We start from the raw sequence: 16,908 nt of genomic DNA, 5'->3' as shown, positions 1-16,908 counted from the left end.
CACGATCGTCAGGGACCAGAGTCCCACCTGAGCCGCCCCTCGGATCGCAGCTGCTCCCGGAACTGACCGAGCACGCCCACGGGCTGAAACGCATTGCGATCGCGCGCGAGCTCGTCGCGAACGTACAACATCGCCGTTTCGAAACCGAGCAGGAACGTGTGCACTCGCTCGAACGTGACGGGCTGCCCGATATACATTCGGATCGCTTCACGAATGCCTCGGCGATCGAGTAGACCGGCAACTCGGCCGGCCCGTTAGTTTCACTCATCTCGACTTCCCTGCCAGCAGCTCAGGAGACGGTCATTACCCGCGGCGCCGTTTGCGGCCCCAGTAGGCGCGAAGCGCAACGGTGACGATCTCGTCCTTGGTGAGGCGGTCGCCGCGGCTGGCTGCATCCTGCTTGGCCCAGTCCATCAGTTCAAGCGCGTCGTCGGGGAGACGGATCGAGACGGGCTTCTTCTGGACGTAGACGACGTTGTAGGGCCCCCGCTTCTTCTTCGCCGGCGGTGGCGTCTCCGCCTCGGCCGACTCAGGAGGCGTCGCGCTCGCCGCTGCCGGCTTCTGGCTTGCGCGAGGTGCGCGTGCGGGTGCTTCGGACGTCGCTGCCTGGTCGACGTCGCTGGTGACTTCCTCAGCGGGGGGCGCGGCCTTGCGTGCGCGGGGCTTCGCTGCAGCTGTGGGCTTCTTCGGGGCGGCCATGGTCCACTGACCACCTCCTCGGTTTCCACGGCGGCGAGCGCGGCGCTCCTCGATGCGCCGCTTCTCTTCCATGCTGATGAGCTCCGCCGGCGACAGCGAGCGGGGGCGGCGAGTGCGGCCGCGCTCGGCCTGCCTCTGGTACTCGGTCGTCTTGGCCGTGCTGACGACGTTGAGGGTGACGCCGGTGATGGTGTCGCGGCTGGTGTCGAGGTTCACGTATCGGTTCTTCGACTCTTCGCGGAACCAGCCGAGGGCGTCGCCGCCGTTCTCGTGGATGCGCTTGAGCATCGTCGAGGCGTTGTACGAGTTGACCTCCATCACGCGGCCGTTGGAGAAGGTCAGGTGGGGCGGTGATCTGCTTCTGCTTGTCGTGGGACTGGCCCTTGGCGGCGTTGCGGACCTGCTTGATCAGTTCGGCGTTCGCCTGCTCGCGGCCCTTCGCGGTGCGGCCCTTGGGGATGCGCATCTCGATGTACCGGTCGCCCCCGGTGGCGTATGCCACGTCGACGCGCAGCCGACCACCCTGGCGACCCTCAACGTAGTGCCGCTGAGGTCTTCGGGGATGACGGGCTTGGCGCCGGCCTTGCCTCGCACGGGGGCGATCGAGCCGTCCTTGCGCCGGCGCCGCGGCGGGACGTGGGTGAGGCGTCCGGTGTCAGCGAGCTCCTGGAGCGCCTGGCGGTAGAGGGCGCCGCTGGTTTCGCCGTTGAGGATCTTGCGGACCATTCGAGGCGAGCGGTGCAGCTCCTCGGCGATCTCGGCCGTGCTGATGCCCTTGCGCCGCAGATCGCGGATGAGGTCTTGGGCGGTGCGCTGCTGGTCAGCCATCAGCCCTTCTCCTCTGCCTGCTCGAGCGCCTTGGCGATGCCGGCCCGCTCGGCACGTGCTTTCAGCGCGTCACGCTGCCGCAGCGTCTCCGGCGTGATGAAGGATCCGTTGAGGTAGCCCTGCAGGCGCAGGCGCCCGGTCTTGCCGTCGTCGCCGCCGCCGATGAACCGGTCCGGCAGGGACCACGCCGGCAGCTTGGTCGTGTAGATCGCATCACCCTGGATGCCGATGAGCGTCGAGGGGTCGACCGTGAGAGCACCGGAGGTGTAGCCGCCGAGGGAGCTGGGGCCGTGGAGGACGCGAGCGCGTGCGCGACCCCAGACCTGGGCGGCGAGCTCCGGGTGGTAGAAGCTTCGGGTGCGGTCGTTCGGGCGCGACGGGATGCGATAGATCCAGAGGTTGCCCTGTCGCAGCATCTTGGCCCTGTACTCGGGCGGGACGTCATCGGGGCGACGCGGCGACGACGCGGGTCTCGTCGCGGCCCGCGGCGGCGAATGCACCGATCGAGTGCAGCAATGATGTTCCGCAGCGCGGCGAGCACAGCGCGGCGCAGGTCCGGGTGCATCTCGTCCTGCAGCTGGACTCGCTCGCGGGCGCGCGTCATGCGCTCGGTGAAGGTGTCTAGAGGCTTGGCCTTGCGGAACACCACGGCCTCGTGAGGGCGGATCTCCACCCGTGCTTGAGGGCGACGTGGATCTCGCTGCCGTCGGCCCAGGTGTCGTGCACCGCTCCGGGCCGGTTCGGATAGAACCAGCCTTCGCGAACGTCCAGGTGCTTCACACCGAGCAGGCCAACGTGGTTCCAGCCCTGAGGGACGCGGAACCGCACGTGGAAGCGGGGCGCGCGCGTAGGGGTCTTGCTCGAGCAGCTCGTACGCGGCGGCCTGGTTCAGCCGGATCGCGGGGCCGATACCGAGCTCGCGCCCGACGCCGGCGAACATGAACCGGCCGTCGACGTAGGCGAACTCGCTGATCTTCTTCGTCTTGGCCGGGTCGATCAGCGGGACGCAGTCCTCGTGCTTGGCGAACGACTCCCCCGCGACCAGGTGGTCGTAGTGGTGCAGGCCCGAGGTGAAGTGGATCTCCTGGGCGATGTCGTCTTCGACCGGCACGGGGTTGATGTTCTTCGGCAGCGACAGCGCCCACAGGTTCGTTCCGGTGGCGGCAGGGCTGTTGAACAGGCGCGCGTTCTCGTCGGCGTGGCGAATGATCGACGCGGTGACGTTCCAGGCCAGACGAGCCTGGGCAGGGGTCAGCGGCCCGTCGCCGAACCACTCCTCCGCGGTGCGGACTTCGATCTTGAAGCCGGTGACCGCGTGCTCGAACCGACCGGTGGGCGGGCCGTTGTTGACCCAGTGGGCTCCGGGCTTCCAGTTCGGGGTCTGGACGTACAGCCAGTGCCGCACGCCAGGCGCAGGCTCGGGGCGCTTCCCGGTCAGCATGATGCGGTTAGCGCCGTACGAGGCAGCCGTGTCGAGCAGGTCCGTCAGGTTGGGGTTCTTGCGGCGCTCGCCGATGACGGGGCGAACGGGCGTGCCGGCGTCGGTGACGCCTTGCCCGGTGGTCTGGTCGACCCAGATCGTGGGCACGTCCTTCGGCGTCCACGGCTTGGGTCGGTAGTTCAGCTCGTCCATCTCACCCCCTCATTCGTCAGGTTATATTAGTCAAGAGTGCTTGAAAATTGCAATCAGATTTCGCAGTCGACGGGCGCTCCATGAAGGTCTGGCGGGGTCGCTAGGACGCGAGGCGGCCGCCGTAAGAGCGCCCGCGTCCGTGGTAGGACTTCTGCGCCTTCCGCAGCCCTTCCTCGGTCATCCCCAGCAGGAGGGCGATCTCTCGCTGGGTCAGCTCGGCCGCGCGCGCCTCGTCGACGACTTTGCCGCGGCGTTCGCGCAGCTCGTCCGCTTGCGCGAGCTGCTGGCCGATGCGACGGAGCTCCTCACGGATGGCGTCCGCGTCCTTGTTAGCCATGCGCCCCAGCATCCCCAACCAAGTTGGGTCTGGTTGCCGCGGCGCGCCGTAACCGCGAAAGTGGTTATATTCATCCAGCTGAGAGGAGCGCTGATGACCGGACGGCACCTCACCACGGCGGACGTCGCCGAGAAGCTCGGCGTGTCCGTCGTCGCGGTCTACAAGATGCGCTCCATCAGCAACAAGCTGCGCAGAGCCGGCCAGGAGGGTCCTCTGCTCCCCGAGCCGGTTGCCATAGAAGGCAACTCCCCGCTCTACGACGAGGCCGCGATCGACGCATTCGCGCAGGAGCGCGCGCGCAGGGCGCCCTCGCAGCGCGGCCGCCGGCCGCGACTGATGCCGGGACTGGCGCGCGATGCGGCTTTCGCGGAGCGGTTGCGGGCGGCGATCGCGGACGGGGCGGGGGCGCCCGAGGTTCCCACGCAGGCGGCTCTGATCGACCTGCTCGGCTTGAACGTCGTCACGTTCGGTGAGCGGATGCGAGGGCGCACCCGCTGGACCGACGCCGAGCTCGAGGTGATCAGGCGCACCCTCGGTGTCGACACGACGGATGCGAACGAGGTCGTAGACCGCGCTCGCGCGGCCAAGCGTCAGGCGCGCGCGGCGAGATCCCACGCGGGTTCGTAGCGGCTTCACGACATGCTCCCGCTCTCGTCGCTGGCTTGCTGGGCAGCGCAGGTTGAGAGCGTGTCCACGAGCGCACCGCGGTCGGCTTCGTCGACCGCGAGGTGCCAGGTGTCGACGATCTCCGTGTAGCGGGCGACGTAGGTGCACACGTAGTCGGCGTTCGATGGCAGCCACAGGGCTGGCCCGTGGTCGTTCTTGGCCGCATTCGTGTTGCCATCGACGGCGACGATGTTGTCGAACGAGTTGGCGAACTGAATGCGCTGCTGCTCGGTCCACGCCCACGCGCCCCCGGCGTGCGCCGCCGAAAGGCTGACGATGTGGTCGATCTGGACGCCGGAGCTTCCCGGGGCTCCAGGGGCGGCGATCCGGTCGTGCTCGAACTCAATGCGTGTGCCCGTGTACGGATCGGGGTCGAGCACGCCGGAGAGCACCGTGCAACCGTCACGGACGACGTCCTGCAGCTGGACGGCGAGGAGATCGTCTCGCTGATCGCAGCCGTTTCCCTCGATGTCGATCCAGCGCTCGCCGAACGTGGCGCGGCGATACTCGGGAATCTCCTCGGTGGGATCGATCAGCGGCAGCTCCTGCGCGACTGCGGCGAGCGCGGTGTAGTCGTAGGTCGGGTCCGGGGCGGGTGCCTGCGGGCGCGTCCATGTGTCGATCCAGGAGGTGATGCCCAGCTGGTGGGCGCCGAAGCCGAGCGCGAGAGCTGCGACCGCGGCGAGGGCTGTGCTGGCGCGGCGGGTGCGTCGGTTCATCTGCGCTCCTTTGCCTGTGCGGTGTCGGCTTGGTCGAGCAGCAGTATGGTTCGGGCGATCTGGGTGCGTGCCTCGTCGATGACCTCGAGGGTTTCGTCGTCGGCGTCGAGCTCTGAGAGTGCGTGGCTCTGGCGGCGGAGCTGGTCGCCGAGGTGGAACATGCCGGCACTGAGGAGGACCTCGGCGAGCGCGGCCGCGCGGGCGCCTTGGTGGTCGGCGCTGACGGCGAGGTCGTCGATGATCTCGATGAGGGTTGCGCGGGATCCCATCGTTGGGTCTTCTCCTGGAGTGAGCTCGCGGAGCGCTTCACGGTTGAGCAGCGTCTGGAAGAGCCTGTGCATCCGTTGGGTGAGGGGGCGGCCGTCGCGGCGGGTGCAGTTGAGCGCGAACTCGCGGAAGCTCCATCGGACGGTGACGGGTGTGCCGGTCTGGATGGTCATGGCTTCCTGGAGGCGCACGGCGATGTCGGTCATCAGTGCTCCTCGGTTCGGCCCAGGTGGGGGATCTGCTTGAGGTGGGCGCCGCGGCCGTTGCCGAGCTGGGGGGAGATCGCGCAGCTGGGCAGGTGCAGTCTCGCGTTCGGCCCGTGGCCTGCTGCCGCGTGGGGTGTGGGCTGCCGCGTTGGCCGGGTGTGCCGGGCGCCTCGCTGAGTCAGCGGGAGGGGGTTGAAGCGCAGCGACAGGGCCCAGCGATGGCCGCCGAGCGCGCGGACGACCCGCAGCCACTCTCCCTCTTTGGTGGAGTCGATGGTGAAGGTGTTCGGCTGGTCAGACATCTGCGGCTTCTTTCGGTGCGAAGGGGCTGTTCTTGGCGTCGCGGAGCATCTGCCGGGTGATCGGCTCGGTCTCCTCGAGCGAGGCGAGCGAGAAGTAGTGGCGGCGGGCGCGGGCCGCTTCGGTGCAGGTGAGCAGCTGGCGGTTGCCGTGGTTCGGGCATCCTCCCTTGCTGCGGCATCCGGCCAGGTAGCCGGCGGTGGTGCCGTGCAGGGCGGCTTCGAGGATGTCGAGCGTCTTGCTCATCAGGCGGCCTGCCGGAGTCCGAGGTCGTCACGGTCGCGGTCGATGGTGCGGACGTCGACGCCGAGCAGGTCGCTGAGCTGGGTGAGGCTGAGTCCGCGTTCGGTCCCGCGTCGGGTGGCTTCGAGGCGCTCGTCTCGGGTGAGGCGGACGTTCTGGCCGGCGAGAGCGAGCTCGATCGCGATCTCGTCGAGCAGGGGTTCCTGCCCGGCTGTGGGCGGTGCCGGGTCGGTGTCGATGTCGTCCCAGGCCAGCGGCGGCAGCCAGCCGTGCCGGCGTGCGACCGTGAGTGCGTAGGAGCGGCCGACCCGCTGCGCTCGGGTGTGGGTGGGGGGCTGCTGGTCCCAGAGCTCGTCGTAGAGCGCGGCGATGTCGTCGTGGACACGGATGTCCACGTAGGCGCCTTCGAGTGCCTTGTTGACCTTCCAGCGCGGGTAGCCGAGTCGGCGTGCGATCTCGTGGTGGTTCCATCCGATCGCGGCCAGAGCCTGGAGGCGCCGGCGGGTGCCGCGGCCGTTGACTCGGCCCTGCGCGGCGAGAGTGCTGCTGTCGGGGGTGACTGCGAGGAGTTTGCGGGCGGTGGCGCCGGTGACGAACCGTGCCGTCTCGCTGTTGAGCAGGCGACGGACCGTGGCGCCGCCGACGCCGGCGCTGATGGCGATCCGTTCGGGGATCATCCCGGTGTCGACCAGTGCCTGCAGGTGCTGCCGGATCGGCTCGATGGGTTGGTGCGCGTCCTGGTATCGCCCGTAGGCCAGGAGACGGTAGCGGTCGCGGCGGCGGCGCGCGTTGCCGTCCATGCAGGCGCGGCACCCGCAGAGGTGGACGACGTAGCAGGTGGAGGTCAGCCCGTGCTTGTGGTCCGGCGGGCAGGTGTGGGTCCGCATCTTCTCCTCCTCACAGATGGTTATATTCCCGAATATAACCCGTTCCCGAGGGTTTGGAACCCCCTCACTGCTAAGGGGTGGCCCCAGAGGCTCGAAGTCGACAATCTGAACGAGCTACAACGTTTGTTGCGGTTTCTCGCTACACTGTGCGCATGGCAGGATCAACTTTCGCTCGTCTGGGCGAGCTCGCGTCACAGCGTTGGGGCCTGGTGACCACCGCCCAGGCGCTCGAGGCTGGCGTGGCGCGCCCGACCCTGACGCGCCTCGCCAACAGCGGCGCGCTCATCCGCGTCGCGCGCGGCGTCTACCGCCTCGCCGGCGCGCCAGAGCACGAGCAGGAGGCGATCCTCGCGACCTGGCTCGCCCTCGGCGGCGCCGACCGTCCCCGCACAGACACCGGCGTCCCGCCCGTCGTCGCCGCAGGCCAGACGGCCGCGCAGCTGCATGGCATCGGCGACTGGTTCCCCGGGCCACTCGAGTTCGTCGTTCCCACCCGCCGCGGTACCCGCCTGGACGGGGTGCGGCTCCGCACCCGCGAGCTCGCGCCCACCGAGGTGGTCTCCGTCGACGGGATGCCGACCATGAGCGTCGAGCGCACGATCGCCGACCTGATCGAGCAGTGGGTCGACCGCTCCCTCGTCGCCGATGCGCTCGCCGACGCCGCGGACGCGGGAAAGCTGCTCTCCCCCGCCCGCCTGACCGAGTATCTGGAGCCGCTGGCCAAGCCCAACAAGTACCCCTCGGGTGCCGCGCTCGCGGCTGATCTGCTCGCTCTTGCGGGCGTCGACGCGGTGGTGCCGGCCGATGCCTGAGCCCGACGGCTACAAAGACTGGACGGGGCTTGCGCAGGCGATCAAGGCGGCCGCGACGAAGGCAGCCGGTGACGGCGCGAGCGCGCTGGATGTGAATGCGCAGATCGTGCAGGCACAGCACGATCGTTTCCTCAGCCGGGTCTTTGCGGAGGGGGAAGAGTCCGAGTGGCTGCTCAAGGGCGGCACGGCGATGCTCGCCCGGGTGCCGAAGTCACGGTCGACGAAAGACCTGGATCTGGCCTCGACCGGCGCCGCCGATCTGGATGCCGCGCAGCAGGCGCTCGAGCAGGCAGCCGCGCGTGATCTCGGCGACCATGTGCGGTTCCAGCTCACCCGTGCCCGTGCGACCGGGCGAGGAGAGAACCAGCCGGGTGTCGCGACCCGGCGCCTGGTGTTCACATGTCTGGACGCGAACACCGGCCGGAGGATCTCCGACATCCCCATCGACGTGGTCGTCGGCCCTCCCCCGGTCGGCCGCGTCGAGACGATCGAGCCGTCGACGCGGCTGCAGCTGGGGCGGCCGGTCCCGTCGCACCCCTACCGGCTGTTCCCGATCTCCGATCAGGTCGCGGAGAAGGTCACTGCGACGATGAGCACCTACAACGGCCGCCCCAGCAGCCGCGCGAAAGACCTGGTGGACATCGTCACCATTGCACGCACGCAGCGCGTCGACCTGCGCGAGCTGCAGATGGCCATCGACGCGAAGCGTGCACTGTCAAAGCTCGACTCGTTCACTACGTTCACGGTCCCGGACGGTTGGGACGGTCCCTACCGGGTGCTCGCGGCCGGCACGACCCTCAGCCGGCGGGATCACCGATCTGGGTGAGGCCGTGGCTCTCGCGCGTCAGCTGATCGATCCCGCGCTCGCCGACGCGCCCGTGCAACCGGGGACGGTCTGGGTCCCTGGCTCAGGCTGGACACAGAACCCTCCGCCGCCGGAGCCGGGCGGCAGCGGATCCCCTTCGGGGGAGGTCCACGTGCGCGCGCACGTGCGCTCCGGTTATCCCGTCACGGAGCACTGGCGCGCAGCGCGCGGCTCAGCCCAGGAGTGACCGCGTCAGTGCGCCGCGTCGTACGCCTCGAGGATGGACGCGGGAACCCTGCCGCGATCGCTGACCTGGTGTCCGTTCTGACTGGCCCATTCACGCACCGTGTTGAGATCGGCCCGTCCGCCCCGCGACGTCCTCGCCGGACGCCGGGTGGCTGCGCCGATGCGGCGCGCGCTCTTGGCCCAGGCCTCGAACTCGAGATCGATCTCGAGTTGCTTTCCGTCGATCGCGAAGGTCGCGGGATCGAGCCGCTCGCCAGGTCGCGCACACCACCGCGAAGGGCGGCGTCATCGCGATGACGAAGTCGCTCGCTGCGGAGGGCGCCCGCTACGGCGTCCGCGCGAACTCGATCTCGCCTGGCTTCGTCAGCACCCCGGCGACGGACAAGGCGGTGGATGCGGAGGGCAAGGCCTGGCAGGTCGGCAACGCGCTCATTCAACGCCCCGGCACGGGCGAGGACATCGCGTACATGCCGCTCTACCTGGCCTCCGACGAGTCCTCTTGGGTGACCGGACAGAACTACAGCGTCGACGGCGGCGCGACCGCCGGGTGGCGGAACGACAGCGAGACGGACCGACTGGCCGCGAAGAACGGCTGACACGCGGGTCGCGGCGCGACCGGTGACGGACGTGAGGCACGGTGTCAGCTGACACCGTGCCTCCCGTCCGTCGTGGCCACCTCGTCTAAATCGCGAGGTACCCGCCGTCGACGGCGAACTGCGCGCCGGTCGCGAAGGCGGCCGCGTCGGAACCGAGCCACGCGACCATCTCGGCGATGTCGTGCGGCGTGCCGAGTCGGCCGATCGGGTGCTTCGTCAGCAGCGCGTCCTTGAAGCCGGGGTAGGTCTCCTCCAGCGCGTCTATCATTGGCGTCTGGATCACCCCGGGCAGCACTGCGTTCACGCGGATGCCTTTGTCGGAGTACTCCACCGCGGCGGCTCGGGTGAGGCCGATGACGCCGTGCTTCGACGTGACGTAGGCGGACTGGTGGGCGATGGCGACCTGCCCGAGGGACGAGGCGGTGTTGATGATGGATCCGCCGCCCTGCGCCAGCATCTGCGGGATCTCGGCCTGCACGCCGGTTCAATATTCCGCACAGAGGAAGTTGGCCCCACGGCGTTACTGCAGTCAATCGTTCTGTTGCGCAAGCCCCCGCAGGTAAGCACGTGCGTCGTCGAGGCTGACGACATCGCCGTACTTCGCGTCGATGTCAAAGAGGCTGGCCAGGTGCGGAAGGGCTGCCCGGTCGCCGACTGCCTCTTCGACGACGATGGTGTGGAAGCCGTAGGAGCAGGCGTCAACCGCCGAGGCGCGCACGCACCCACTGGTGGTGCAGCCGACGATGATGATGGTGTCGACACCCCGTGAGATCAAGCGTGCGGCGAGATCAGTTCCGAAGAAGCAGGATGCGTACTTCTTCACCAGGGTCATCTCGTGGGGCAGCTGGCCCAGCCTGCTGTCGACCTCCACCCATTCGCTGCCCTCCACCAACAGGTGGTTGGACGGGATCTTCTTGATCCAGAGCCCCGCCTCCTGCAATTCGGTGTCGTACGCGACCGTCGAGAAGAAGATGGGGATCTCGAGTTCACGGGCGGGGACGAGTAAGGCATTGGTGGCGGCCAGCTGTGACTCCAGTTCGCCTGACAGGGGCGAACGGCTGTCCGTGAATCCGGTGATCAAGTCGACGATCAGCAGCGCCGGCTTCTCGCCGTAGCCGATCCGGCCGCCCAATCCCTTGGCCTTGAACTCGTCGCGCAGCCGTGCGTACTCATCGATCAGCTCCGTATTCGTCACGAATCGGCTCTCCTGTTCCCCGTCGACTGATAGTGCGCCGCGATGGCATCGCTCGTCGTCACCCAGACACCATCGTGAGACGTGATGTGCTCGAGGGCCCGATCAAGGTAGCGGTGGCGGAACGGCTGGCCGACGATGAACGGGTGCAACGGCAGCGACATGACGCGACCCGAGTGCTCGGAGTCTGAATAGAGCTGATCGAACTGGTCGATCACCGCTTCCAGGAACTGCGGGCCGGTATAGCTCTTACTCACGAACATCGTCACATCGTTGAGTTCTATCGTGTAGGGAACGCTGAACATCCCGTCGACGTTCAGCGGATACGGCTGATCGTCGTTCGTCCAGTCCAGGACGTAGTCATACCCCAGCTCCCGAAGGATCCGCGGCGTCTCGAACGTCTCTGTGAGCGCCGGGCCAAGCCAGCCCCGCGGCCGTACTCCGGTGGCGGAGGCGATTGTATCCGTCACGTCTTGAAGGTAGGCGCGCTCCGTGTCAGCACCCATTCCAGCTTGGAAGGTGGAATTGTCGCGGCCATGCGCGAGCCACGCCCAGCCGCGTTGCCGGCCTGCCTCGAGAATCTGGGGGTAGTGCCGACAAACGTCGGAGTTGAGAAGCACACTTGCGGGCACTCCATGTCGGTCGAGGCTCTCGATCATCCGCCACAGGCCTACCCGCGGACCGTAATCGCGCCAGCCGTAATTGAGTGGATCCGGCTGCAGCATCGCGGTACCGCCGAAGATGCTCGTGGAGGGCTTGTCGATCTGATAGTGCTCGATGTTCAGCCCGACATAGAACGCCACTCGGGCCCCATTCGGCCACGAAATCGTCGGTCGCTCCGTGATCGGGCTGTAATCGAAGCGGAAAGTGTCAAGGCGGGTGAGACAGATTCCGTCAGGCGGTCTGTATGAGGGCCTCCTGTGAGGGCTGGTTGATCCAGGCGGCCTCGGGCAGCTTGGGCGCCTGGGGTCGGCGGTGGCCGAAGCGCTCGGGACGGGCGGCGTAGGCCGCGTCCAGGGTGGCCTGGCGCTGGGCGCGGACCTGCCCGGCGGTGCCGAAGTGGACGCTGGCGGGGGTGTGCAGCCCGATCCCGCAGTGGCGGTGCTCGTGGTTGTAGTAGGCGAAGAACTGCTCGGCGAACGCGCCGGCGTCGGCCAGGGACCCGAAGCGCTCGGGGAAGACCGGGGCGTACTTCAGCGTCTTGAACGCCGCCTCGCTGTAAGGGTTGTCGTTCGACACGTGCGGGCGGGAGTGCGACCTGGCCACCCCGAGGTCGACGAGCAGCTGAGCGACCGGTTTGGAGGTCATCGAGGTCCCGCGGTCGGCGTGGATCGCCTCCGGCACGCCATGGATGCCCATGGCGTGCTCGAGCAGGTTCTTGGCGATCTCGGCGTCCTCGCGGGCCGCGATGGTCCAGCCCACGACGAACCTGGAGAAGATGTCGAGCACGACGTACAGGTCGTAGTACACGCCCCGCTCCGGCCCCTTGAGCTTTGTGATGTCCCAACTCCACACCTGCCCCGGCGCCGTCGCGACGAGCTCGGGCCGGGTCCGGGGCGGGTGGCTCGCCTGCCGGCGCCGTTCCCCGGCCATGTCGTGCTCGCGCAGGATCCGGTGCATCGTGGACATCGAGCACAGGTAGGTGCCCTCGTCCAGCAGCGTGGCCCAGACCTGGGCGACCGACTTGTCCGCGAACCGCTGGCTGGTCAACACGGCCAGCACGTGGGCCCGCTCGGCGGCGGACAGCTTGTTCGCCGGTGCCGGCCGCGGTGTCCGTGGACGTGGCGGTGGCGGGTTCTTGGCCCGGTAGTGACTGGCGCGGGAGCGACCCAGCAGCGCGCACGCAGCCGCGGTGCCGACGTGCTCGGCCAGCCCGTCGACGGCCGGGTTGATCACCGCGGCGACCGCGGCGGCTTGTCCGCGCTCTCGGAGAGCGTCTCCAAGAGCGCGTGTGCTTTTCCCATCAGGTCCAGCGCCGCCCTGGTCTTGGCCAGCTCGGCCTCGGCCTTCTCCGCCCGGGCCCGTAGCGCCTGCAGCTCCCGCTCGCGCCGGTCCCGCGGCTTGCTGCCCAGCCCGGACAGCGAGCCGGCGGCCGCGGCCTTGCGCCACTCGATGATGTGGGAGGTGTACAGGCCCTCCCGGCGCAGGATCTCCCCACGCCCAGAGCGGTCCGCGGCGTCGTACTCGGCCAGGATCGCCGCTTTGAACTCGGCGGTGAACGTCCGCCTCTTGGGCCGGTCAGCACGAGGAGCCATAGCCCCATCATCGGTGCCGACGTCAGCAACCGTCATCGTCATCTCAGTATTGGTCCGTTCTCGCCCCGTGCAGTGCGAAGGTCAGCAGTGCTGGTGTCTCACCCCATCCTGACGCACAGGGGGCGGCTGGACGATCTCACCGAGTGGGCGCATGGTTTCACCGGCCGGGCCCAGTCGTTCCCCGGCTACCGGCCTGGAGTCCCGCGGGGTGGTGGTCTTTCGGGCCCGCGGCGTCGTGACCGCGACGGGGTGAGCCATCGTGCGATGGTCAGTGAGAACGACCAAGAACTCACACAGAAAGACGACACCGCACGATGGCTCTTGACCAGTCTGCCCTCCTCGAGCTGCTCGGGGAACTGAAGCTCACCGGCACCACCGACCGCATCCGAGCCGCGACCGAGCGGCTCTACCAGGAGCTGATCGACGCGGAGACAGCCGCATTCATCGGCGCCGCCCCCTACGAGCGCACGAGCGAGCGCACGACTACCCGCAACGGTTCCCGGCCGCGGGTGCTGTCGACCACGGCTGGGGATCTGGAGTTGCGGATCCGAAGTTGCGGCAGGGGTCGTTCTTCCCGTCGCTGCTGGAGCGGCGCCGCCGGGTCGACCAAGCCTTGTTCGCGGTCGTGATGGAGGCCTACCTCCACGGCGTCTCAACCCGGAAGGTCGATGACCTCGTCAAAGCGCTCGGCGCTGACACTGGCATCTCGAAGTCCGAGGTGTCCCGCATCTGCCAAGGGCTCGACGCCGAGGTCGCATCGTTCCGCGACCGCTCGCTGTCTGACATCGCCTACCCCTACGTGTTCCTCGACGCGACCTACTGCAAGGTCCGCATCGACCACCGTGTCGTGTCCCAGGCGGTCGTCGTCGCGATCGGCGTCGCCGCTGACGGGCGGCGGGTCGTGCTGGGCTTCGATGTCGGAGACAGCGAGACCGAGGAGTTCTGGAAGCAGTTCCTGCGCTCGTTGAAGACACGAGGTCTGGGCGGGGTGAAGCTGGTGATCTCCGACGCCCACGCCGGACTGAAGAAGGCCGCAGCGACCGTGTTGCAGGGCGCCGCCTGGCAGCGCTGCCGCGTCCACTTCATGCGCAACGTCCTGACCGCCCTCCCGAAGGGCCGGCAGGAGATGGTCGCCAGCGTGATCCGCACGATCTTCGCCCAACCCGACGCCGAGCACATCGATGCCCAGTTCGACGAAGTCGTGCGCATGATCGAGCGCGTCCACCCCAAGACCGCCGTGATGCTCACCGACGCCCGTGACGACATCCTCGCGTTCAAAGCGTTCCCCGCCCGGCATTGGCGACAGATCTGGTCCACGAACCCGCTGGAACGCCTCAATCGGGAGATCAAGCGCCGCACCGACGTCGTTGGCGTGTTCCCGAACAACGCCGCCCTGCTCCGCCTGGCCGGCTCCGTCCTCGTCGAGCAACACGACGAATGGGAAGCCGCCGACCGCCGCTACTTCTCCGAAGCCTCCATGACCGAGCTCACCGCGACCACCCCCACCATCGACGAGGCGGTGATACTCCCCGAGATCACCGCCGCCTAAACTAACGACAGCTGATCATCGCAACGAAGCGAAAGACCACCACTCAAACGGACGCGGCCAAGACGATCGGCAAGGCGGGTGTCGCCGAGATGCTCGGTTTAGTCGTAGAAACGCCGACCGCCCGGGCCTGGCTCATCCAATACCTGCAAACCTCGCCCAACTACGCGCACAACGGCGATCAGCAGATGAGTCGTTCCGCGCAGCGGCTTCTCCGACTCGCCCGCGCACAAGGGCACGATGTTGTCGTGCCGGCCTGCACACACTGTGATCGAGATCTGCTGCTCGGAGCCAATCACCCCGACGGCTCACGATGTTGTCACGGGTGCTATACCAAGGCGACACCGAAGATCTGCGGCCGATGCCACCTCCCTAAGATCATTCGACGCAGACTCGAAGACGGCTCGGCCGTGTGCGGGACGTGCTGGAGGAAGGATCCCGCCAACTACCGGCTCTGCACGATCTGCGATCGGATGCAGCCAGCGCACAAGCGAGTCGACGGCCATAGCGTCTGCGAGAACTGCGCGGATGGACGCATCGGGCGATGTGTCCACTGCCACAAGACCACGACCATCGCCGTCTCCTTCCTCGGAGGAGACACCTGCGAGTCGTGCTACCGGCACGCCAAGTCCACGAAGAAGAAGTGCCCCACCTGCTACACGAGTGCTCTGCTCGTCGCGGTGGACGAAGCCGGCAACCTGGTTTGCAGCACATGCGCCGGAACCCCACCCCGATACGCATGCCCACGTTGTGGCAACGAAGAGCCACGGTACGGCCGCATCTGCCATCGCTGCCACGCAACCGACTGCGTCAATGACCTCTTTGCCGAAGGAACCGCGCGAACGCGCTCGCTCCTCGCACCCCTGCAAGTGCGGCTACTCGATCACCCTGAACCCCAATCGATGGCGAAGTGGACCAAGCGAAGCCGCACCGCAGCCCTGCTCCGGAAGATGCTGCGTGAGGAGATCCCGATCAGCCACACTGCACTCGATGATCATCCAGCCTTCCAGCCTGCCAACCTACTCCGGCACTCGCTTACAGACGTCGGCATCCTCAAGCCGCGCGATGAAGGTGGAGTCCGGTTCGAGCGATGGCTCGACGCCTTCCTCAGCGACCGGCCCGACTCTGTCGCGCGACACCTCACACCGTTCTGCCGATGGGAAGTCACCGCACGCACCCGCCAGCTCATCAGGCAAAAGGGGATCACGGACGGGTCCTACATGCGGGCGCGACTGATCTGCCGCACAGCAGAGAGATTCCTCAACCACCTCGACCAGAACGGCATCGATCTCGGGACAGCGCCGCAGAGCGTCGTCGAGCAGTACCTCGACGACAACCCAAAGGAAGCCTCCTCCCTGCGAAACTTTCTCCGCTGGGCCGCGCGGACGGGCCGCGCAAGACGGCTCCGACCCATCAAGCATCCCAGCGGTCTCAAAGCGACCAGCTACCCACCAGACGAACACAAGAAGTGGCTCCAGAGACTGAGCACCGACGAGTCGCTGCCGCTGATCACGCGGATCACAGGTCTCATCAGCGGCCTCTACGGTCGACCCGCTTCCCACGTATTGCGCCTCACGCGCGCGGACATCATCGATGATGGCAACACCCTTCAACTTCGGCTTGGACAGACTCCAATCACCCTGCCACCGCCACTCCCAGAGCTCATTCGAAGCCAGATCGACGCGCCCCGACGATGGGATACCGATTCCGATTGGCTCTTTCCCTCCAAGCTCAGGGCGGGTGCGCATGTCGACTACGACCGTCCCGTGACCAGCCTCGAAGCGCTCGGCTGCAGCATTGTCGCGCTCCGAGGCTCCGCAATGCTCAACCTCGCCAGCACCATGCCGATCGGTCCTCTCTGTGACCTCACAGGCGTGGCGCCAAGCGTCGCCCGACGATGGCAAATCGCAGCCGCAGCACCATACGCAAAGTACCCCGCGATGCGACAACCTGCGCGACCGTGACAAAGCGGTGAGCAGTTCCCGGAAGCGTTGCACCAACAATCGATCCGAGTCGCCCGCCGACGATGGCACCGACGAGAAGACACCCGCCCGGACAAGGTCAAGGGCTCGCACGCATTCGGGCGGCTTGGCCGGTGAGCGCAACACCCGACTTACCCGGCATACCCTTGCCCTCGAAGCGATCTAGACGCGTGTTGGCGAAGCAGAACAGTCCCATAGTGTGCCGCGTCGGGCTGACTATGGGCCATCGAGCTGATCGTGGAAGCGAGTCCTGCTCGTGCCGCGGGTTGGTCCATCGCCTGGAGGAGCGCCACCGACGCCGTTGCGCCACTGCTACTGCTGGTCGATGCGGCTTCCTCATTCAGCCGCTCGACCAGCACGAGTGCCTCGGGCACCGTGGCAGCGACTCGTGCGAGGTGTCGTGCGAGGATCTGCGCTCGTGCTCGCGTCGTCTGGCCGCCGGGCTTGATGTACTTGCGTCCTTCGGTGAGCGTGTGTTCGTGCTTGTTTGGCTGCCGGCGACATGCCGCTGCTGTGCTCGCTGAGGTACTTGGTCGCGAGGTTGGAGAGGTTCTTTCTGCTGAGTTCGTGCAGCGACTCCAGCGCGATTGCGCTTTCGCGCTCGGCCTGCGATAGCGCTAGATCCATAAGGTCGGCGAGTGATCGGGGCAACTCTGGAGCAGTTTCCGCGAACTGCGCCATCGCGCTCG

22 protein-coding genes and 1 pseudogene are annotated in these 16,908 nt (G+C 67.5%); 9 read left to right on the top strand and 14 right to left on the bottom strand.

What is annotated here, in order from left to right:
* Window positions 1–233 (top strand): hypothetical protein (locus AB1285_RS22895; RefSeq protein WP_429977892.1); only part of this gene is annotated, 233 nt, incomplete at its 5' end.
* A 70-nt stretch (window positions 234–303) separates the two neighbouring features.
* On the opposite strand, the gene AB1285_RS22890 is transcribed toward AB1285_RS22895, so the two are convergent.
* The 3 genes from AB1285_RS22890 to AB1285_RS22880 all read right to left on the bottom strand — a co-directional run bounded on the left by AB1285_RS22890 (window position 304) and on the right by AB1285_RS22880 (window position 1,943).
* A complete protein-coding gene (locus AB1285_RS22890) occupies window positions 304–1,020 on the bottom strand; it encodes a hypothetical protein (RefSeq protein ID WP_429977891.1) in 717 nt (238 codons plus the stop codon).
* 87 nt (window positions 1,021–1,107) lie between these two features.
* Window positions 1,108–1,527, bottom strand: coding sequence for a hypothetical protein (locus tag AB1285_RS22885; RefSeq protein WP_429977890.1), 420 nt, complete (start codon window positions 1,525–1,527; stop codon window positions 1,108–1,110).
* Window positions 1,527–1,943, bottom strand: coding sequence for a hypothetical protein (locus AB1285_RS22880; RefSeq protein WP_429977889.1), 417 nt, complete (start codon window positions 1,941–1,943; stop codon window positions 1,527–1,529). The genes AB1285_RS22885 and AB1285_RS22880 overlap by 1 nt, the downstream gene beginning before the upstream one ends.
* 440 nt (window positions 1,944–2,383) lie before the next feature.
* Between AB1285_RS22880 and AB1285_RS22875 the strand changes: the two genes are divergently transcribed.
* On the top strand, window positions 2,384–3,190 hold the full coding sequence (locus tag AB1285_RS22875; protein ID WP_429977888.1) for a hypothetical protein: 807 nt from the start codon (window positions 2,384–2,386) through the stop codon (window positions 3,188–3,190).
* Between the two features lie 70 nt (window positions 3,191–3,260).
* Here AB1285_RS22875 and AB1285_RS22870 read toward each other — a convergent pair whose 3' ends face one another.
* On the bottom strand, window positions 3,261–3,497 hold the full coding sequence (locus AB1285_RS22870; protein ID WP_043340519.1) for a hypothetical protein: 237 nt from the start codon (window positions 3,495–3,497) through the stop codon (window positions 3,261–3,263).
* 93 nt (window positions 3,498–3,590) lie between these two features.
* Between AB1285_RS22870 and AB1285_RS22865 the strand changes: the two genes are divergently transcribed.
* Window positions 3,591–4,124 carry a helix-turn-helix transcriptional regulator gene (locus AB1285_RS22865; RefSeq protein WP_005050761.1) on the top strand — a complete coding sequence of 178 codons (534 nt, stop codon included), beginning with the start codon at window positions 3,591–3,593 and terminating at the stop codon, window positions 4,122–4,124.
* Window positions 4,125–4,129: 5 nt separating this feature from the next.
* On the opposite strand, the gene AB1285_RS22860 is transcribed toward AB1285_RS22865, so the two are convergent.
* The 5 genes from AB1285_RS22860 to AB1285_RS22840 are packed head-to-tail and all read right to left on the bottom strand — an operon-like array spanning window position 4,130 to window position 6,785.
* Window positions 4,130–4,882 carry an HNH endonuclease family protein gene (locus AB1285_RS22860; protein WP_005050763.1) on the bottom strand — a complete coding sequence of 251 codons (753 nt, stop codon included), beginning with the start codon at window positions 4,880–4,882 and terminating at the stop codon, window positions 4,130–4,132.
* Window positions 4,879–5,355, bottom strand: a complete 477-nt coding sequence (locus AB1285_RS22855; protein WP_005050765.1) for a hypothetical protein — start codon at window positions 5,353–5,355, stop codon at window positions 4,879–4,881. The genes AB1285_RS22860 and AB1285_RS22855 overlap by 4 nt, the downstream gene beginning before the upstream one ends.
* Window positions 5,355–5,657: a hypothetical protein gene (locus AB1285_RS22850; protein ID WP_005050767.1), complete on the bottom strand. Its 303-nt coding sequence runs from the start codon at window positions 5,655–5,657 to the stop codon at window positions 5,355–5,357. The genes AB1285_RS22855 and AB1285_RS22850 overlap by 1 nt, the downstream gene beginning before the upstream one ends.
* The gene (locus AB1285_RS22845) at window positions 5,650–5,901 is read right to left on the bottom strand and encodes a hypothetical protein (protein ID WP_005050769.1); all 252 of its coding nucleotides are present in this window, start codon (window positions 5,899–5,901) and stop codon (window positions 5,650–5,652) included. The genes AB1285_RS22850 and AB1285_RS22845 overlap by 8 nt, the downstream gene beginning before the upstream one ends.
* Window positions 5,901–6,785 carry a hypothetical protein gene (locus tag AB1285_RS22840; protein ID WP_005050771.1) on the bottom strand — a complete coding sequence of 295 codons (885 nt, stop codon included), beginning with the start codon at window positions 6,783–6,785 and terminating at the stop codon, window positions 5,901–5,903. The genes AB1285_RS22845 and AB1285_RS22840 overlap by 1 nt, the downstream gene beginning before the upstream one ends.
* A gap of 152 nt (window positions 6,786–6,937) precedes the next feature.
* Between AB1285_RS22840 and AB1285_RS22835 the strand changes: the two genes are divergently transcribed.
* Genes AB1285_RS22835 through AB1285_RS22825 form a run of 3 tightly spaced genes read left to right on the top strand, consistent with a single transcriptional unit; the run spans window position 6,938 to window position 8,649 of the window.
* The gene (locus AB1285_RS22835) at window positions 6,938–7,597 is read left to right on the top strand and encodes a type IV toxin-antitoxin system AbiEi family antitoxin domain-containing protein (RefSeq protein WP_005050774.1); all 660 of its coding nucleotides are present in this window, start codon (window positions 6,938–6,940) and stop codon (window positions 7,595–7,597) included.
* A complete protein-coding gene (locus AB1285_RS22830) occupies window positions 7,590–8,423 on the top strand; it encodes a nucleotidyl transferase AbiEii/AbiGii toxin family protein (RefSeq protein WP_429977887.1) in 834 nt (277 codons plus the stop codon). The genes AB1285_RS22835 and AB1285_RS22830 overlap by 8 nt, the downstream gene beginning before the upstream one ends.
* A gap of 4 nt (window positions 8,424–8,427) precedes the next feature.
* Window positions 8,428–8,649, top strand: a complete 222-nt coding sequence (locus AB1285_RS22825; RefSeq protein ID WP_429977886.1) for a hypothetical protein — start codon at window positions 8,428–8,430, stop codon at window positions 8,647–8,649.
* 5 nt (window positions 8,650–8,654) lie between these two features.
* Here the strand turns inward: AB1285_RS22825 and AB1285_RS22820 are convergent, their stop codons facing one another.
* Window positions 8,655–8,810, bottom strand: coding sequence for an Lsr2 family DNA-binding protein (locus AB1285_RS22820; RefSeq protein ID WP_425488716.1), 156 nt, complete (start codon window positions 8,808–8,810; stop codon window positions 8,655–8,657).
* Between AB1285_RS22820 and AB1285_RS22815 the strand changes: the two genes are divergently transcribed.
* Window positions 8,801–9,244 (top strand): SDR family NAD(P)-dependent oxidoreductase, encoded by a 444-nt coding sequence (locus AB1285_RS22815; protein ID WP_082157159.1) that lies wholly within the window; start codon window positions 8,801–8,803, stop codon window positions 9,242–9,244. The two genes, AB1285_RS22820 and AB1285_RS22815, sit on opposite strands and share 10 nt — an antisense overlap.
* Window positions 9,245–9,329: 85 nt before the next feature.
* On the opposite strand, the gene AB1285_RS22810 is transcribed toward AB1285_RS22815, so the two are convergent.
* The 4 genes from AB1285_RS22810 to AB1285_RS22795 form a co-directional block, all read right to left on the bottom strand.
* Window positions 9,330–9,722, bottom strand: a complete 393-nt coding sequence (locus AB1285_RS22810) for an SDR family oxidoreductase (RefSeq protein ID WP_005050794.1) — start codon at window positions 9,720–9,722, stop codon at window positions 9,330–9,332.
* A gap of 51 nt (window positions 9,723–9,773) precedes the next feature.
* A complete protein-coding gene (locus tag AB1285_RS22805; RefSeq protein WP_005050795.1) occupies window positions 9,774–10,439 on the bottom strand; it encodes an N-carbamoylsarcosine amidohydrolase in 666 nt (221 codons plus the stop codon).
* On the bottom strand, window positions 10,436–11,239 hold the full coding sequence (locus tag AB1285_RS22800; protein ID WP_203225534.1) for a polysaccharide deacetylase family protein: 804 nt from the start codon (window positions 11,237–11,239) through the stop codon (window positions 10,436–10,438). Before AB1285_RS22800 ends, AB1285_RS22805 begins: the two co-directional genes overlap by 4 nt.
* A gap of 91 nt (window positions 11,240–11,330) precedes the next feature.
* Window positions 11,331–12,727 (bottom strand): IS3 family transposase gene (locus AB1285_RS22795; protein ID WP_370428832.1). Its coding sequence is split into 2 segments (ribosomal slippage): window positions 11,331–12,391 and window positions 12,391–12,727, totalling 1,398 coding nucleotides; the frame shifts between segments, so codons are not numbered across the junction.
* Window positions 12,728–13,005: 278 nt separating this feature from the next.
* On the opposite strand from AB1285_RS22795, the pseudogene AB1285_RS22790 reads away from it, so the two are divergent.
* Both AB1285_RS22790 and AB1285_RS22785 read left to right on the top strand, forming a co-directional pair.
* A pseudogene (locus tag AB1285_RS22790) lies at window positions 13,006–14,240 on the top strand (IS256 family transposase).
* A gap of 899 nt (window positions 14,241–15,139) precedes the next feature.
* Window positions 15,140–16,201, top strand: a complete 1,062-nt coding sequence (locus AB1285_RS22785; RefSeq protein WP_370428833.1) for a hypothetical protein — start codon at window positions 15,140–15,142, stop codon at window positions 16,199–16,201.
* The last annotated feature ends 707 nt before the right edge of the window (window positions 16,202–16,908 follow it).

Source organism: Microbacterium sp. NRRL B-14842, from assembly GCF_050470785.1.
Note: the sequence above shows the minus strand (reverse complement) of the source record. Positions and strands in the feature narration are given on the sequence as shown.

Bases quoted from the DNA above. Each gene is read 5' to 3' on its own strand.
- AB1285_RS22830 (WP_429977887.1), top strand. From the start codon at position 7,590: ATGCCTGAGCCCGACGGCTACAAAGACTGGACGGGGCTTGCGCAGGCG.
- AB1285_RS22880 (WP_429977889.1), bottom strand. From the start codon at position 1,943: ATGCTGCGACAGGGCAACCTCTGGATCTATCGCATCCCGTCGCGCCCG.
- AB1285_RS22865 (WP_005050761.1), top strand. From the start codon at position 3,591: ATGACCGGACGGCACCTCACCACGGCGGACGTCGCCGAGAAGCTCGGC.
- AB1285_RS22870 (WP_043340519.1), bottom strand. From the start codon at position 3,497: ATGGCTAACAAGGACGCGGACGCCATCCGTGAGGAGCTCCGTCGCATC.
- AB1285_RS22845 (WP_005050769.1), bottom strand. From the start codon at position 5,901: ATGAGCAAGACGCTCGACATCCTCGAAGCCGCCCTGCACGGCACCACC.
- AB1285_RS22885 (WP_429977890.1), bottom strand. From the start codon at position 1,527: ATGGCTGACCAGCAGCGCACCGCCCAAGACCTCATCCGCGATCTGCGG.
- AB1285_RS22850 (WP_005050767.1), bottom strand. From the start codon at position 5,657: ATGTCTGACCAGCCGAACACCTTCACCATCGACTCCACCAAAGAGGGA.
- AB1285_RS22860 (WP_005050763.1), bottom strand. From the start codon at position 4,882: ATGAACCGACGCACCCGCCGCGCCAGCACAGCCCTCGCCGCGGTCGCA.
- AB1285_RS22785 (WP_370428833.1), top strand. From the start codon at position 15,140: ATGGCGAAGTGGACCAAGCGAAGCCGCACCGCAGCCCTGCTCCGGAAG.
- AB1285_RS22855 (WP_005050765.1), bottom strand. From the start codon at position 5,355: ATGACCGACATCGCCGTGCGCCTCCAGGAAGCCATGACCATCCAGACC.
- AB1285_RS22840 (WP_005050771.1), bottom strand. From the start codon at position 6,785: ATGCGGACCCACACCTGCCCGCCGGACCACAAGCACGGGCTGACCTCC.
- AB1285_RS22835 (WP_005050774.1), top strand. From the start codon at position 6,938: ATGGCAGGATCAACTTTCGCTCGTCTGGGCGAGCTCGCGTCACAGCGT.